At 41.3% G+C, this 13,337-nt stretch carries 13 protein-coding genes; 11 read left to right on the top strand and 2 right to left on the bottom strand.

Features of this window, described 5'->3' with window-relative positions:
* From V4T18_RS17805 to V4T18_RS17775, 7 genes are all read left to right on the top strand, one after another.
* Window positions 1-597: hypothetical protein (locus V4T18_RS17805; protein WP_332651728.1), on the top strand; the 597-nt coding region annotated here is incomplete at its 5' end.
* A 68-nt stretch (window positions 598-665) separates the two neighbouring features.
* Window positions 666-1,742, top strand: coding sequence for a metallophosphoesterase (locus V4T18_RS17800; protein ID WP_332651726.1), 1,077 nt, complete (start codon window positions 666-668; stop codon window positions 1,740-1,742).
* Between the two features lie 50 nt (window positions 1,743-1,792).
* Complete coding sequence (locus V4T18_RS17795; protein ID WP_332651725.1) at window positions 1,793-2,617, top strand: undecaprenyl-diphosphate phosphatase; 825 nt, start codon at window positions 1,793-1,795, stop codon at window positions 2,615-2,617.
* A gap of 200 nt (window positions 2,618-2,817) precedes the next feature.
* Window positions 2,818-4,110, top strand: a complete 1,293-nt coding sequence (locus V4T18_RS17790) for a globin-coupled sensor protein (RefSeq protein ID WP_332651724.1) — start codon at window positions 2,818-2,820, stop codon at window positions 4,108-4,110.
* A 111-nt stretch (window positions 4,111-4,221) separates the two neighbouring features.
* Complete coding sequence (locus tag V4T18_RS17785) at window positions 4,222-4,476, top strand: hypothetical protein (protein ID WP_332651722.1); 255 nt, start codon at window positions 4,222-4,224, stop codon at window positions 4,474-4,476.
* 12 nt (window positions 4,477-4,488) lie between these two features.
* Window positions 4,489-4,827: an ASCH domain-containing protein gene (locus V4T18_RS17780; RefSeq protein ID WP_332651720.1), complete on the top strand. Its 339-nt coding sequence runs from the start codon at window positions 4,489-4,491 to the stop codon at window positions 4,825-4,827.
* A 112-nt stretch (window positions 4,828-4,939) separates the two neighbouring features.
* Window positions 4,940-5,107: a hypothetical protein gene (locus V4T18_RS17775; protein WP_332651719.1), complete on the top strand. Its 168-nt coding sequence runs from the start codon at window positions 4,940-4,942 to the stop codon at window positions 5,105-5,107.
* A gap of 84 nt (window positions 5,108-5,191) precedes the next feature.
* On the opposite strand, the gene V4T18_RS17770 is transcribed toward V4T18_RS17775, so the two are convergent.
* On the bottom strand, window positions 5,192-5,989 hold the full coding sequence (locus V4T18_RS17770; protein WP_332651718.1) for a TIGR00266 family protein: 798 nt from the start codon (window positions 5,987-5,989) through the stop codon (window positions 5,192-5,194).
* Window positions 5,990-6,304: 315 nt separating this feature from the next.
* Here V4T18_RS17770 and V4T18_RS17765 point away from each other — a divergent pair, with 315 nt between their 5' ends.
* The 3 genes from V4T18_RS17765 to V4T18_RS17755 are packed head-to-tail and all read left to right on the top strand — an operon-like array spanning window position 6,305 to window position 10,190.
* On the top strand, window positions 6,305-7,783 hold the full coding sequence (locus tag V4T18_RS17765) for an aldehyde dehydrogenase family protein (protein ID WP_332651717.1): 1,479 nt from the start codon (window positions 6,305-6,307) through the stop codon (window positions 7,781-7,783).
* A 25-nt stretch (window positions 7,784-7,808) separates the two neighbouring features.
* Complete coding sequence (locus tag V4T18_RS17760) at window positions 7,809-8,981, top strand: saccharopine dehydrogenase family protein (protein ID WP_332651715.1); 1,173 nt, start codon at window positions 7,809-7,811, stop codon at window positions 8,979-8,981.
* Between the two features lie 15 nt (window positions 8,982-8,996).
* The gene (locus V4T18_RS17755) at window positions 8,997-10,190 is read left to right on the top strand and encodes an acyl-CoA dehydrogenase family protein (protein ID WP_332651713.1); all 1,194 of its coding nucleotides are present in this window, start codon (window positions 8,997-8,999) and stop codon (window positions 10,188-10,190) included.
* A gap of 245 nt (window positions 10,191-10,435) precedes the next feature.
* Here V4T18_RS17755 and V4T18_RS17750 read toward each other — a convergent pair whose 3' ends face one another.
* Window positions 10,436-10,867, bottom strand: coding sequence for a hypothetical protein (locus V4T18_RS17750; RefSeq protein WP_332651712.1), 432 nt, complete (start codon window positions 10,865-10,867; stop codon window positions 10,436-10,438).
* Between the two features lie 160 nt (window positions 10,868-11,027).
* On the opposite strand from V4T18_RS17750, the gene V4T18_RS17745 reads away from it, so the two are divergent.
* A complete protein-coding gene (locus V4T18_RS17745; RefSeq protein ID WP_332651710.1) occupies window positions 11,028-13,184 on the top strand; it encodes a beta-propeller domain-containing protein in 2,157 nt (718 codons plus the stop codon).
* The last annotated feature ends 153 nt before the right edge of the window (window positions 13,185-13,337 follow it).

Raw genomic sequence — 13,337 nt, 5'->3', positions numbered from 1 at the left:
AAATTTCAAAAAGTGGCTAGTATTTCAAAAAAATCGGCTAGTATTTCAAAAAATCTGGCTAGTATTCTCGGAATTTTGGCTAGTATTTTAAAATTCCGTATCCGAACAAAAGCGTGCTATCCGCACAAGAGGAGGTCGTATCCGAACGAAAGGGTGTGCTATCCGCACAAGAGGAGGTTGTATCCGAACAAAAGCGTGCTATCCGCACAAAAGGAGTGGCTATCCGAACAAAAGGGCGTGCTATCCGCACAAGAGGAGGTCGTATCCGAACAAAAGAGGTGTCCACCCGCACAAGAGGAGGTCGTATCCGAACAAAAGCGTGCTATCCGCACAAAAGGAGGTCGTATCCGAACAAAAGAGGTGTCTATCCGCACAAGAGGAGGTCGTATCCGAACAAAAGCATGCTATCCGCACAAGAGAGGTGTCTATCCGAACAAAAGCGTGCTATCCGCACAAAAGGAGGTCGTATCCGAACAAAAGGGCGTGCTATCCGCACAAGAGGAGGTCGTATCCGAACAAAAGCCGTCCCCATCCGCACAAAAGCGCCTCAACAAATCAAATCAACAGGCAATCTACACAAAATTCAAACCAAAATAATTCCAATACATTCTACACACTAATGGTAGCATGCTATAATTTTTATACTAACTTAGGAGTTTATAGAGATGACTAGAATACTATATGCACTTATGGCAATTGGCATTTACAGTGGTATTACGTTTTATTTAGGCTGGAATTTGAAAAAGTGGCTTGTGGCAATTAATTTATTTCGCCTGGAGCCACTTTATTGGATTGTTCTATTTGTTATTTCATTTGGATTTGTCCTTGGACGGATTCATGACATACTAAAGCCTCTTTCGGTTGTCGGAAGTTATTGGATGTTCTTTTTACAATACGGTCTAGCGATTTGCATCATAATGAATCTCGTTATGTGGTTAACGCCATATAAAAATGTTGTGGTGCTAGGTTCTGTTGGTGTGGCGACGTTACTCGTGCTTTTTGTAATCGGTACGTATAATGCATATTCACCGGTTGTACGGGAGTTAACTATTACAGTCGATAAGGAAGGAGAGCCGCTAAGGGTAGTTGTTGCATCGGATTTTCACCTGGGTGTCCTATCCAATAAGAGGCATTTACAAAAGTTTGTAAATTTATCGAATGAAGCCCATCCTGATGTGGTGCTGCTTGTCGGAGATTTGGTGGATGATGATCCGGTTTGGTTTGTCCAGGATGGTATGCATGAAGTTATGAAGGGGCTGCAATCATCGTATGGTGTTTACGGTGTACTCGGCAATCATGAATATTACGGTGGGGAAATTCCGTTACTTATTGAAGAAATGGAAGCATCTAACGTGAAAATGCTATTAGATGAAACTATTTTCGTTGCTAATCGTTTCTATTTAACAGGACAAGAGGATCTAACGAATAAATCTCGCAAAACACTCTCAAGTTTAAAGCCGGAAAATGAAACATATCCTTGGTTTGTGATGAATCATACACCGAACGATCTAGAAACCCCAGCAGCACATGGCGTCGATTTTCATGTTTCGGGTCATACACATAAAGGGCAGATGTGGCCGAATAGCTTCATTACGTCTCGGATATTCGAGGTGGATTATGGACATAAGCACAAGGAGTCGATGCATACGCTTGTATCGAGTGGATTTGGCTTTTGGGGGCCACCAACTCGGGTTGGTAGTCGGTCAGAGCTCTGGGTAGTAGATATTAATTTTACAAAATAATAAGCATCGTGTATTGTATGGAAAGTAATTGAACATTGAGGAGTAGAATAATGGAATTATTTGAGTTATTAAAAGCGCTCATCCTCGGCTTTGTAGAAGGGATGACAGAATTTGCACCTGTTTCATCAACAGGGCACATGATTATAGTGGATGATTTGTGGCTGCAAACGAAAGAATTTTTAGGTGACGGCTCAGCAAATACTTTTAAAATCGTCATTCAGCTTGGCTCTATCCTAGCGGTTGTTGTTGTCATGTGGAAGCGTATATTAAGTATTATTGGACTTTATAAAATAGAAGGTCAAACGACAACGAAGTTTAATTTAGGGCATGTATTAGTGGGGATTATTCCAGCCGGTGTATTTGGTGTACTTTTTGAGGATTATATTGATGAAAATTTATTTACGATGAAAACGGTTGTGATCGGTTTAATTATCGGTGCGGTGTTAATGATCGTGGCAGATAAATTTGGACCGAAAAAGCCAGCGATTACATCACTTGATGAAATTTCCTATGGCAAGGCATTAAAAATTGGCTTTATACAATGCTTATCACTTTGGCCAGGATTTTCTCGTTCGGGCGCAACGATTTCTGGTGGGGTGCTGCTAGGATTAGACCATAAAACAGCGGCTGATTTTACATTTATTATGGCAGTGCCTATTATGGCAGGGGCAAGTGGTATATCACTTCTTAAAAACTGGGATAGAATTAATATGGACCACTTAAGTTTTTATGCTGTCGGCTTTATTAGTGCATTTATCTTTGCACTCTTTTCCATTAAGTTTTTCTTAAAGCTTATTGCACGCGTGAAGCTAACACCATTTGCAGTGTACCGACTGGTGCTGGCGGCGATATTAATAGTTATTTTAATAAATTAACGGTGAAACGGTGAAGTCCTCTTTTAAGGATTTTGCCGTTTTTTTTGCAAAAGAATGAGTATCCTCATCCTGCCTTGTTTTCGGGGAGATGTGTTTTTCTACAATTGTGCGAAAAAATACTCTTGCTAATAAAGTGCACTTATACATATATTTGGGATATGCACTTTAAACGAAAACTGATAGGTATTGGAGGGATAGTAGTGAGTTTCTTTAGTAAAAAACAAGGTAGAAATTCTGTCATCAGTCAAAGGTTTGATGATGTTGGTATTTTTATTACGGATTCGAAACGTCTTTTGCAATTGGAGATGATTGAATTAACAGAGGCTGATTTACATTTTGTACGGGCTGTGAAACCGCTTGTTGAGGTTCGAATTAAAGAGATTGTCGAGGCATTTTACGGCACAATTGAAAGCTTGCCGGAGTTTCGAGAGATTATACAGCAGCATAGTACGTCAGAGCGCCTACGACAAACACTTCGACATCATATTATTGAAATGCTAGAAGGACGAATTGATGATACATATTTAGAAAAGCGCGGTCGTGTTTCACTTATGCATGTACATATTGGACTGACAACAAAATGGTATTTAGCGGCCTTTCACAAGCTCGAAAAAACGATTCGTAGCCTTGTTTTTTCGATGGATTTGCCCCTGAAGGAAACGGAGCTCGTGACCAATGCTATCAGTAAAATATGTAATTTCGAGCAACAAATTGTCCTAGAGGAATATGAAAAGGTGTCTGCAAGATTGGTGGCGGAGCAGCAGGAGCAAGTGAAGCAGGAAGTGAAAGAAGTTATCGGTAATATTTCGAAAAACTTAGATCATCAATCTCAGGAGACAAACGAGGCCGTTATGGAATTAGTGGCAAGTACAAAAAAAGTAAACGGTCACCTTCAAAGCAGTATGCATGATGCTAGAGGAACAAAAACAGCTTCGGATGCCGGCTATGAGCAAATGATACGACTAAGTAAGCAAACGACAGAGATTAATGGAAAAACAGTTGAAATGACAGGAATGGTGAATGAGCTTGATGCCTCCTCCTCGGAAATTCAGGCAGTTGTTGAGATGGTTAAGGGCATTGCGAATCAAACGAATTTGTTAGCCTTAAACTCTGCGATTGAGGCGGCTAGAGCAGGTGAGCACGGAAAAGGCTTTGCTGTCGTGGCAGACGAAGTACGTAAGCTAGCTGATCAAACGAAGCAATCTGTAGAGCAAATTGCGGTATTAATCGGCGATTCTAGTGCAGTAACGGCACAGGTAATAGAGTCCATTCATCATATCCAGCGTCTTGTAGAAAATGGGATGGAGGAAAATGAACGATCCCTTGCGTCCTTTGAAAACATCTCAAGTGCCATCGATACAACGATTACAGATTTCGGCAATGTTGCCAAGCAGGTGGAGGAATTGTCCTATGTGGCGGAACGAATTGGTGAATCATCGGAGCGTTTAGAGGAAGCGTCAGCCAAGCTAGAGGAAACGATCGCGGCATTTTAATAATAAAGACGACATTCCTAAGCTGAAGTTAGGAATGTTTTTTAATCGACGAAAATGAAGTAGGTAAATAGCATAGAATGGTGAAAATGATTCATCATGGAGGTTGAAAATTTGAAAAAGGATCGTATTGAGTTCTTACTGCTTCTTCAAGTTATTTTTAGCCTGCTACTGATTATATTAGGAGTTGCCATCTTGCTTACGGGAAATGCCGGTCTACTGCCGGTCGCAGGATTTCTACTAGGCTTAACTTTTATCGTTATTTGTTTGCAGCAGTTCAAACGTAGTGGACATACGCTAGCATTTTATTTTTATTTAGGAATTAGTATTTTTTCATTCTTTGTTGCAGTACAAAAGCTGTTGTTGTGAGAGGTGAAACGAGTGGTACATGGAATGGGGCTTTATGAAGAATATTTTGAAGCTATAAAAAAGGGAAAGAAACGTGTTGAGGTCCGACTAAACGATGAAAGACGAAGGGCGATTAAAGTGGGCGATACGATTGAATTTATTGGGGTGCCTGATCAAAATGAAATATTAAAAGTCAAAGTGATAGAGCTTAGAAGATATGATACTTTTCAGGAAATGTATGAGGATATCCCCTTTGCAGATTTTGATTGTGAAAATTGGACAATGGAAGAAATGATGGCAGGGACGTATGAAATATATAGCCGCGAACAAGAAAAGGCGTACGGGACGTTAGCAATTACAATGGAGTATTAGATTTAGTAAGGACGTGACACTACATCGTAATTTATAGGGATAAATTATAAGGGATATGGGATAAAACCGACTTATACAGTGTAGAAATAATAAGAACAGTGGAGGTGATCCCATGTTTGATGAGCAATATTATATTGGCTGGGGGACTTTAGCGTTAATTAATGCAGGGTTAGCACAGGGGAAAAATCGAAGTGGACTTAATTGGTTCTTGCTTTCGCTCTTTTTTGGGCCAGTAGCTACCTTTATTTTATTGTTTATGGAAAAAAACGAGGTTCAATGATTTGTGCCTGACGAAAATGAAAAGGCCTCGAATAGGTTCACTTTTGAAGTGCACACTATCCGAGGCTCTTTTGCTAGTTGAGTGTTATTTATTAAACATATCAAACAATCCGCCGATTCCGCCTTCTCCTGCGTCTCGACCGCCGCCACCTTGTGAAATTGGTGCAGCTGCGAATACGCGGCTTGCTAAACGACTAAATGGAAGCGATTGAACCCACACTGTACCTGGTCCACGTAATGTAGCGAAGAAGATTCCTTCACCACCGAATAACGCTGTTTTTACACCGCCAACCATTTCGATATCATAGTCAACATCTGACGTCATCGCCACTAAACAGCCTGTATCAATTCGAAGTCGTTCGCCTGGTTGTAGCTTACGCTCGTGAATTGTACCACCAGCATGGATAAACGCCATGCCATCTCCTTCAAGCTTTTGCATAATAAAGCCTTCTCCACCGAAGAAACCCGTACCAAGTTTACGTTGGAATTCAACGCCAACCGATACACCTTTTGCAGCAGCTAAAAAAGCATCCTTTTGACAAATGATTTTGCCGTTCATTTCGCTTAAATCCATTGGAATTATTTTTCCTGGGTAAGGTGAAGCAAAGTATACGCGGCGTTTGCCAGCACCATCATTTGTAAATGTCGTCATAAATAAGCTTTCGCCTGTAATTAAACGTTTTCCTGCGCCCATAAGCTTACCCATTAAGCCACTGCCACGGTTGTCAGAGCCATCGCCAAACACCGTTTCCATCTTAATATCATCTTCCATCATCATTAATGAGCCAGCTTCAGCAACAACCGTTTCCTGTGGGTCCAGCTCCACCTCAACAAATTGCATATCATCGCCAAATAATTTGTAATCAATTTCATGGTTATTCATCGTATTACCTCCTAAAAAATTATTTCTACAATACTATACGGTTTAAAGAGAAGATAAGATTCATACTTAGTCGTTTTTATAAATAGTTTTTTATATGAAGAATCAAGAGCATTTAAGTGGAGCATGCTCACGCGTCCATCTGTAGCGTAACAATGCGCTTGTTGATGGAAGATGAATGATGAAATTGACCGCTTTGTAAAAACGGTTTAGAGAAAAAAGGAATAAAGGAGAAAATGTCGAATAAATAGACAGTATAAAGTGTGTTTTCGATTAGTGGAAATATTATTCTTCAACCGAAAAAAGGGGGCGACTTTATTGAACGTGAAAAATTTTATTAATGGCTGCTGGACAGAATTAGGTGATTTGCAGACAATGCCTGTTACGAATCCCGCAAATGGTGAGGTACTTGCGCTGGCGCCGCTCTCAACTAAACGTGAGGTGGACGAGGCAGTTCGTAGTGCGAAGGCTGCTCAAAAGGCTTGGGCACTCGTACCGGCTCCAAAACGAGCGGATTATTTATATGAAATTGGCTTTAAGCTAAAGGAAAAGAAGGAATATTTAGCGAGGCTGTTAACACAGGAAATGGGCAAGGTAATTGACGAGGCACGTGGCGAAGTTCAGGAAGGCATTGATATGGCGTTTTATATGGCAGGTGAAGGGCGCCGTTTATTCGGTGAAACAACGCCCTCTGAATTATCAAATAAATTTGCGATGAGTGTACGTGCACCGATCGGGGTAGCGGGGCTCATAACACCGTGGAATTTCCCGATTGCTATCGCTACTTGGAAGGCGTTTCCGGCGCTTGTGGCAGGGAATACAGTCGTTTGGAAGCCGTCGAATGAAACACCGTTAATGGCCTATGAGCTAGGGAAAATTTGTGAAGAAGTAGGCTTACCGAAAGGCGTCGTAAATATTGTTTTTGGTACGGGTCCAACAGTTGGAACTTCTATGGTAGAGCATCCTGATATTCGGGTTATTTCGTTTACAGGCTCTAATGCAACGGGGAGTAAGGTCGCGGAGCTTGGTGGAAAGCTACTGAAAAAGGTTTCACTTGAAATGGGTGGGAAAAATGCGGTCATTGTGATGGACGATGGGGATATAGATCTTGCTGTTGATGGAATTCTGTGGAGTGCATTTGGTACTGCTGGGCAGCGATGTACAGCTTGTAGCCGTGTTATTGTGCATAAGGATGTGAAGGAAGCCCTGCAGGAAAAGCTCCTAGCGGCGATGGATGGGCTTGTGATTGGGGATGGGCTAAATCCGGAGACGAAGATTGGGCCGGTGATCAACCGAGCAGCTCTTGAAAAAATTAATCATTACGTCCAAATAGGCAAGCAGGAGGGGGCAACGCTGTTAACGGGCGGCAGGATGTTGACGGAGCCTCCTTACGATCAAGGCTTCTACTATGAGCCAACGATTTTTACAAATGTTAGTCCCGATATGATTCTAGCACAGGAGGAAATTTTTGGACCTGTCGTTAGCATTATCGAGGTAGGGAGCTTAGATGAGGCCATCCAAGTGAACAACAATGTGAAATTTGGCTTGTCGAGTTCTATTTTCTCACAAGATATTAATAAAATATTTAAAGCACAAACCTTGCTGGATACGGGCATTGTATATGTCAATGCTGGCACGACTGGCGCTGAGATTCACCTTCCGTTTGGAGGTACGAAGGGTACTGGAAACGGTCATCGTGATTCGGGTCAGGCAGCACTTGATGTATATACGGAATGGAAAAGTATTTACGTAGATTTCAGTGGGAAATTACAGCGAGCACAAATTGATACACAATAAATACTAGACAAAGGGGATGTTTCGTATGAAGGTAGTCGTTCTAGGTGCAGGCTTAATGGGGAAAGAAGTGGCACGCGATTTAGTGGCAAGTGATGGGGTCGAAAAAGTGTTTTTAGCAGATGTCGTGCCAGCCTTAGCTGAGGAATTCGTAGCGACACTAAATACTGATAAAATAGAGGTAGTCGAGTTAAATGCAGAATGTGATGATGCACTACGTGAAGTCATCTCAAAGGGGAACGTTGTTGTCAATGCACTGTTTTATGCCTTCAATGAACGTGTAGCAAAGGCGGCCATTGCAACGGGAGTGCATGCAGTCGATTTAGGCGGCCATATTGGTGGAGTGACAGAAAAGGTATTAGGCTTATCGGAAGAGGCGAAGAATAAAGGTGTAACGATTGTTCCGGATCTAGGAGTAGCTCCAGGAATGGTCAATATTTTAACAGGCTATGGTGCTTCTAAAATAGATACGGTGGATTCAATCAAGCTCTTTGTAGGTGGGATTCCAACAGAGCCTAAACCTCCCCTACACTATACTCGTGTCTTTTCATTAGAGGGTGTACTGGATCATTATACAGAGCCTTCCAAAGCGATCCAAAAGGGGCAGCTAATCGAGGTAGACTCTTTAACGGGGATAGAGCCGATTTATTTTGATGAGTTTGGTGTGCTAGAGGCGTTCTATACATCAGGTGGCATCTCTACCTTGTATAAAACATTTCCTGATGTAAAGACGCTCGAATATAAAACGATTCGTTATAAAGGACATGCGGAAAAATTTAAGCTGCTAGCGGACCTCGATTTCCTAAGCCGTGAAAATAAAGTAGAGGTAAACGGTCAAGAAGTTTGTGTTCGTGATGTCGTTCGTGAGGCATTAAAGAAAAAATTAGATTTAGGCAGTAAAATTGATGCAGTGCTTCTCCGTACAATTATCGCAGGGGAGAAAGATGAGGAGCAGGTTACGTACGAGTATGAAATGGTCGTACGCAAAAATGTAGAATCTAATGTCACAGCAATGGCCCGTGCTACGGCAAATACGGTATCGGTTGTGGCTCAAATGATAGGTAGCGGTGTAATTGACAAACGTGGTGTTTACGCACCGGAAGAAATTGTGCCAGGTAAGCCTTATATTGAAGAGATGGCAAAGCGTGGTGTAGTTATCCGCGAAACGTCTCACCGTTCATCAATGATTGTGAAATGGTAAAGGGGCGTGGGCGAGATGAACTTTGATTTTACAGAGGAACAAGTGCTTTTACGCAAAACCGTTCGTCAATTTGTCGATGGTGAAATAATCCCTTATATTGCGGATTGGGATGCACAGGGTGGCTTCGATCCGTCTGTTTGGAAACGTCTTGCCGAGCTTGGGCTGATGGGGGTATGTATACCCGAAAAGTACGGTGGTGCGGGAATGGATTATAATAGCCTGGCCATTGTCTGTGAGGAATTAGAGCGAGGGGACACTGCTTTTCGAACAGCAGTGTCCGTTCATACGGGGTTAAATAGTATGACGTTAATGCAATGGGGCACCGAGGCACAGAAGGAAAAGTATTTAACGGTGCAGGCGAGCGGCGAAAAGATAGGTGCATTTGGCTTAACGGAGCCCGGAGCCGGTTCAGATGTGGCGGCTATGAGCTCAACTGCTGTTCGTGATGGCGATTTCTATATTTTGAACGGGCAAAAAACATGGATTTCCCTATGTGATATAGCAGATCATTTTATTGTGTTTGCCTATACGGACAAATCTAAAAAACATCACGGCATATCGGCCTTTATCGTTGAACGAGGCTGGGAAGGCTTTTCATCGAAGGCGATAAAAGGGAAGTACGGTATTCGAGCAGGAAATACAGGGGAGCTATTTTTCGAGGATGTACGGATTCCAGTTGGAAATCGACTAGGTGAAGAGGGGGAAGGCTTTAAAATCGCCATGTCCGCACTCGATAATGGCCGCTTTACCGTAGCAGCTGGTGCGGTTGGATTAATTGGGGCGTGTATGGAAGCGAGCGTAAAATACTGCAAGGAGCGCGAAACATTCGGTAAACCGATTGGCGAGCATCAGCTTGTAGGAAGAATGCTAGCAAACATGGAGGCGGGCTATCAGATGAGTCGCCTGCTCGTTTACCGTGTCGGTGAACTGAAAAATAAAGGCGTTCGAAACACGCGTGAAACGTCACTTGCCAAATGGCAGGCGTGTGATTTTGCAAATCGTGCTGCAGATGATGCCGTACAAATTCACGGAGCATATGGCTATTCAGATGAATACCCAGTAGCACGTTATTTACGAAATTCAAAGGCGCCGGTCATTTATGAGGGAACACGTGAAATTCATACGATTATGCAGGCGGACTATGTACTGGGAAGGCGCGCAGACAAGCCGTTGCATGCAATGCTCCCAAGCTGGCCGTTCCAAGAATAATGAAAAATGAGCAGGGCACTCTATCTATTTCTGGATAGGGTGCTTGTTTTTGTGTAAAAAAGATATGAGCTCATTCTTATTGATGAGCTAGAAGTGTAGGGTCTTCACGATAATTTGGAGTTAATTTCTGTTAGCACACTCGGCTCATCTCTTTTTTATTGTAATTTTGGGCGTCATGATTGGGATGAATGTTAAGGGAAATCTTGACTTTTAGGAGTTTCCCAATTTAAAATATGTGGAATTTTTCAATTCTTTTCTTCTAAATGCTTTAACTCCTCTAAATCATTGTTTGTTGAGTAACCTTTTTGACTGATTTCATCCTTACTTTCTACCCAATATTTATAGGTAACTTCTGGTTCACTTTCAAAAACAACGTCAATAAAGTAAGGATTAAGATGTTTGAAACCGTCTTTACGGTGAGGAACTGTGGAAATAGTCCATTCTTCATCTGGATAATGCTCTTCTAAATATAGACAGAGTAATTCTACTTTTTTATCAATTTTTGCATCTATCCAAAAAGGGCGAGAGACAAAAAATATACAATACGCTACAAAAATAACTAATGCTAATAACCAACCAACTTTTCGCCATCTTCCTTTTAAAAAGATTGCAATAATTACAATTGAAACCATTACGATTCCAATAATCATTAACTCTATTATTTCTGTCGGATGCATTGTACCTATCCTCCTTTACATAACGAATGCAGAAAAGCTACAGAAATCCAGCAGGCTCAACTATTCTTATTATAATTTATTCTAAGAATAAAACGATAAAAAATATCGTGAAGTATTGTAACTTTATTCCACCGCAGCAGTCTAATGAGGTAAAGAAGAGATGAAAGGATGGTTAGATATGAAGGGAAAAGTATATGTGATTGGTGTAATTATCGCCACTTTCACCATTTGTATCGGTATCTTTTACTATTTTGAACGAAAAATTGAGGTTGTGGCGACTTCTGCTGTTTTTGAAAATCAAACTCTCTATGCTTATGTGAATCGTACAGTGGATCCTGAAAGGCTCAAGGATGGGTCGATTTATATTGAGAATCAACAAGGGGAGAAGGTGGATGCCCAGCTTAGCTTAGGTAAATCAGCTTCATCCATTGCGATTTCCGGCTTGCCGAAAGGGGATTATACCTTGCATGTAAAGGTTTCGGCCTTCGAAAAATTTACCAACTCAAAAGAGAAAAAAACAGTGAAGTTTTCTGTTATTGAAGAGCTTGAAAAGATTGCATCTACCGAGGATTTAAAAAATTATTTTAGTAATATTTTAAATAGGGATCCTTATCAATTTAATAGTAGAGAAGAGGAAAGCTCCAATGTTATGGAGGATAGTGCAAAGTCTGATGCTACAGGGTCTCCTAGTGAAGGGGAAACTAGCCATTCTTCAACCAACAACCAAGTTGACGGCATTGAAGAGGGCGATATAGCTGTGACAGATGGTCGTTATATTTACTCACTAAAGGAAAACACAGTATACATTACCGATGCGAAGGTCCCTCAAAAGATGAAAGTAGTGGGTAAAATAAAGCTGGAAGAAAATACGTATCCAACGAAGCTCATGGTATATAACGATACATTAATCATGGTTTACGATAAATACAAAGAAAAAGCTTCTGATAAAGGACACAGTATCGGAACGAATATTACGACAATCGGCTTTTATAACATTGCGGATGTGGAAAATCCAAAGCTGATTCGCGAGGTGGGGCAGGAAGGATCCGTTACAGGAGTGCGTCAGTACAAGGAAGTTCTGTACCTAATTACCAATACATCTCCGCGTTACTGGATGCTACGTGAAGAGCCTAATATGGAATTACGACCACAAGTGTATGATTCAAAAGCAGGAGCTGAGCTTACTTCGGTGCCGCTAGATAAAATTATGATTTTACCGGGTAGCTCTGAGCCGAATTATACGATTGTTTCAGCGGTAGATTTAACTGATTTTGAAAATACAGAGTTAAAAACGGAGACATATTTAGGTAGTGGCTCGAATTTATACATGTCAAAGAACGCAATTTATGTAACAGCGACTAATTACGGTAGTTTTGAGAATAGGGCTTCGGTCGAAATGATAGATATTGTACAACCGACATCAGGAAATACAGATATATATAAATTTGCGATTCAAGGAACGGAAATTGCTATGAAGGCACAAACGACAATCGAAGGCTCCGTGTTAAATCAGTTTTCAATGGATGAATATTACGGCTATCTTCGTGTTGCAACGACAACGGGCGAATGGGGAGGTGAGTCTGTTTCTAATAATCATCTCCTCATTTTTGATGAGCATTTAAATGAGGTTGGCAAATTAACTGATTTGGCACGAGGAGAGCGAATTTATTCCGCCCGCTTTATGGGGGATAAGGCGTATATCGTCACATTTAAGGAGGTCGATCCGTTATTTGTGATTGATGTAGAGGATCCTAAAAAGCCAACTGTGCTCGGTGAGTTAAAAATACCAGGATTCAGTAATTATTTGCATCCGCTGAGTGAAAATCATTTAATTGGCATAGGTTACGATACGAAGGTTCGAGTAGATGAAGCGTCAAAGCAAACCTTTGTTACGACAGAGGGGATGAAGGTATCGTTATTTGATGTATCCGATTTAGAGAATCCAAAAGAGGTGGATGTCGAGATTATTGGTGGTCGAGGTACGTATTCAGATGTTCAGCATGATCATAAAGCGTTATTCCGAGATGCCGCGAAAGGATATTATGGCTTCCCAATTACGCTTTATGAGGAGGGCGGCGAATATGGGCAAAAATATTTAGGGTCTGGGGCGCTTGTTTATACGATTACTAAAGAAGGCATTACACTAACGGGCGACCTGATTACAAAGGCAAAAGCTGGGGAACAATATGAGGACTGGGAAAATCTCGTTCAACGCTTACTTTATATTAACGATGCTGTCTATACTATTTCTCCAAGTGAGATTAGAGCCTTTGATAAGGATACCTTTAAAAAGCTTGGGGCTGTGAAATTAAAGTAACGTATGTGTGGTAGTAGATTTGGCGAGTAAATAGCAGTATTATGCTTCTATTGGCGATAGTTGAAGTGTGGAATTTTCACATTGACGAGTAAATTTCAAAAAGTGGCTAGTATTTCGGAAAAGATGGCTAGTATTTTCAATTTTTTGGCTAGT

The organism is Lysinibacillus sp. 54212, assembly GCF_036662795.1.
GTDB lineage: Bacteria > Bacillota > Bacilli > Bacillales_A > Planococcaceae > Lysinibacillus_B.
The sequence above is the reverse complement of the archived record's forward strand: the minus strand, read 5'-3'. Positions and strand labels throughout refer to the sequence as shown.

Excerpts from the sequence above, each read along its gene's own strand:
- V4T18_RS17755 (WP_332651713.1), top strand. The coding sequence starts at position 8,997 with ATGAACTTTGATTTTACAGAGGAACAAGTGCTTTTACGCAAAACCGTT.
- V4T18_RS17800 (WP_332651726.1), top strand. The coding sequence starts at position 666 with ATGACTAGAATACTATATGCACTTATGGCAATTGGCATTTACAGTGGT.
- V4T18_RS17760 (WP_332651715.1), top strand. The coding sequence starts at position 7,809 with ATGAAGGTAGTCGTTCTAGGTGCAGGCTTAATGGGGAAAGAAGTGGCA.
- V4T18_RS17775 (WP_332651719.1), top strand. The coding sequence starts at position 4,940 with ATGTTTGATGAGCAATATTATATTGGCTGGGGGACTTTAGCGTTAATT.
- V4T18_RS17795 (WP_332651725.1), top strand. The coding sequence starts at position 1,793 with ATGGAATTATTTGAGTTATTAAAAGCGCTCATCCTCGGCTTTGTAGAA.
- V4T18_RS17770 (WP_332651718.1), bottom strand. The coding sequence starts at position 5,989 with ATGAATAACCATGAAATTGATTACAAATTATTTGGCGATGATATGCAA.
- V4T18_RS17750 (WP_332651712.1), bottom strand. The coding sequence starts at position 10,867 with ATGCATCCGACAGAAATAATAGAGTTAATGATTATTGGAATCGTAATG.
- V4T18_RS17745 (WP_332651710.1), top strand. The coding sequence starts at position 11,028 with ATGAAAGGATGGTTAGATATGAAGGGAAAAGTATATGTGATTGGTGTA.